The sequence below is a fragment of the Campylobacter sp. BCW_6873 genome (genome assembly GCF_001762365.1).
GTDB lineage: Bacteria > Campylobacterota > Campylobacteria > Campylobacterales > Campylobacteraceae > Campylobacter_D > Campylobacter_D jejuni.
This window is the reverse complement of record NZ_MJWS01000054.1, coordinates 1-2,771: the sequence shown is the minus strand read 5'-3', so window position 1 is coordinate 2,771 and position 2,771 is coordinate 1. Positions and strand designations below refer to the sequence as shown.

General features: G+C 26.4%; 2 protein-coding genes. Both read right to left on the bottom strand.

The window, feature by feature from the left end:
- Positions 1 to 74: 74 nt before the first annotated feature.
- A complete protein-coding gene (locus tag AJ932_RS03300; protein WP_070277917.1) occupies positions 75 to 1,337 on the bottom strand; it encodes a hypothetical protein in 1,263 nt (420 codons plus the stop codon).
- Positions 1,337 to 2,620, bottom strand: a complete 1,284-nt coding sequence (locus AJ932_RS03295; protein ID WP_070277916.1) for a hypothetical protein — start codon at positions 2,618 to 2,620, stop codon at positions 1,337 to 1,339. Before AJ932_RS03295 ends, AJ932_RS03300 begins: the two co-directional genes overlap by 1 nt.
- Positions 2,621 to 2,771: the final 151 nt, after the last annotated feature.

The window sequence follows — 2,771 nt, the reverse complement described above, 5'->3', positions numbered from 1 at the left end:
GCTTATAAAAATAATCAAAGCTATAAGCACACCACAAGGTATATAAAATCTTTTAAGTTTGTAAAAAGGTTTTTTCATGGATGCTCATATTTATTTAAATTAGCTTTTTCTAGCATTTTATTGTCCCAACCTTCTGGTAAATCTTTTATGCTTGGATAATAAGGGCGTAAAAGTTCTATATAAACTCCTTTCTGATAGGAAAGCTCAAAATAATACTTTCCTAAAGCAGAAGGGATAAGCTTTGCATCTCCGTGATAATTTCCATCAGAATAGACAAAATTAGGGCTATAAAAAGGGCTTCTAGGAGAAACATATGGGCGCACTCCTATTTCATCATAAGCAAAATAATCATATATGTTAAATTTAAAAATACCATTATTGCCAAAGCCATAATCATAATAATCATTAAAATAACCATTTTCTCCTTCAAATCCCATATCAAGCAATATTTTTTCATAACGCTTATTTATTTCTTCGTTTAAATTTTTATAATCTATTTTTGTGTCATCCATATAAGCTGCAGGATTAAAAAGAAGCTTGGTTTCATCTTGAAACAAACCATAAGAAAGCTCTAATAAGAAATCTTTTAAACTCCAAACTAAATAAGCATAAAAATACTCATCATCAAAAGTGATTAAATAATCTTCATCTTTTTTATTTTGTTTTGCTAAATAATCAAGCATAGCAAGCAATATTGGATTTTTTTTAATATAACTTTTATCTTTAAAATTATTAGCTTGTTCTTTTGTAAGAATGCCAACTTCTCCTAATTGATCATAAATTTCATCACTAAATACGAAAGGTTTTATGCCATAGTCTTTATTGATTGCATCAATATAATTTTTTATTATCATTGTGTTTTTACTATAAAGTTCTTTCACATAGGAAATGATTTGTTCTTGGCTTAAAATTTGAGTGTCTTTTTCTATTTTACATTGATACTCTAAATTATTTGGACTTTCAAAATAATAACCCCCATCCATACCATCATAAAATTTAGGTTTAATATAATTAGGATTTTTATTAGCAAGCCATAAGGGATTTTTTATCTTTTTAACTTCTTCTTCTAAATTTTCAAATTTAGTGGCTATGTATTTTGGGATGAGTTTGTTGCCTTTTTTATCAAAAACAATTTTACCAAGATATATGCCAAATTTTGGATTATAGCATTCAAGCTCATTCATATCATTAAATTTCCAAAAATATTGCTCGCTAGGACAAATATTATTATAACTTTTTATGTTTGTATTTATGGCTAAATAAATAGCATAAGGTTCTTTTCTGGTTTGTAAGAAATCTTTATGTTTTTCTACATCTGGTAAAGGTGGTGGAGTCATTATAATTTAATTTCCTTTCTGAAATAATATGCCACAATCCTAGAATCTAACTCACTTGGCTGAACATAGTATAAAGGACTTGGCAAGAGATCTAATTTGGGATTTAAAAATTTCCAACTTCCATAATATGTGCGATTTTTTAAACACTTCTTTGTTTCATCTTCATTATCATAAATCAAGCATTTTTTATCATAATTGTCAAAGATAGCATAATAACTTATTTCTATATAAAAATCTTTCATATTACAATAAATAAATTTTTCTATGCTATTTTCAGAATTATTTTTTATGCGGTAAATATAAAAGTGTCTAAATTCATGAATAATAGTATCAATAAAATTTAAAAAATTGATATTTAAATTTAAATTTAATATATGGGCAAATTTATTATAACTCCCTAAATTCAATCCGCTAGCATTGCTGCTAATTACAGGTAAAACTTTTTCATCTATCCCTAGTCTTTTAGCAAAGTCCTTTAAAAAATCTTCTATAATGTTGATATCAACAACTTCATTTTGAAGTTTTTTCTCAAAGCCCATTTTATAAATAGGGTTTTTAATATAAATATCTGAAGCAACTTTAACAAATTTCTCTCTTTCTTTTAAATACTTATCTCCATCACTTACACTTTTAATAAATTTTTCATTAGCTAAATCAAATCTATAATAAATATAAGCAATTTTTCCTGCAAGTTGGGGATAATTTTTAAAAAATTCATAATTATTTGTTTCTTTTGCTTTTTCTTTAAAACTTTGGCAAGCTTTTAAAAACTCTACAGCCTCAAAAACACTAAAAATACAATTTGTTTGAATTATATCACTATTAAAATCATTCCTTAGTTTACTTTCTTCTACATCCTCATCATCTCCAACTCCCACTCTAAAGCTCATATCTATGATGATGTAATGATCTTCTAAATTAGGCATAGTTTTTTCACTACTATAAGCAAATAAAACTATGTAGTATTTATAATCTTGTATGTCTTCTTTAGGCTCGTTGCTTCTATTTATAGGCAAGCAAAAGGATAAAATATTGTCTTCATAGCTTTCATTATAAATCAAATCATCATTTTCAAATAATACCTTAAGATTTTTTTCATCAATATAGCCATTACAATCATGTAATAATAAATTTAATTTTTCTTTGCTTTCACATTCTACAAAAGCCCATTTTAGTTTTTCATCGCTTTCTTTTTCTAGTTGTAAGCTTATATAAGTCCCTGGTGCAAAAGAAGCATTTAAATCAATATGGGAATTTTCATGAAATATTAGTGTTTTATTCATAAACTTTTCCTACAAATATAATTTTATTATCTATTTTTTCAGGGTAAGCCACTTTGAGTGAGATTATATTTTCCCCCTCACTCCGCACAAACTTAGCTTGCTTACTTAAATCCTCTAATAACTGTGCTTGTGCTATACCTATGCTACCATT

Bases quoted from the DNA above. Each gene is read 5' to 3' on its own strand.
- AJ932_RS03300 (WP_070277917.1), bottom strand. From the start codon at position 1,337: ATGACTCCACCACCTTTACCAGATGTAGAAAAACATAAAGATTTCTTA.
- AJ932_RS03295 (WP_070277916.1), bottom strand. From the start codon at position 2,620: ATGAATAAAACACTAATATTTCATGAAAATTCCCATATTGATTTAAAT.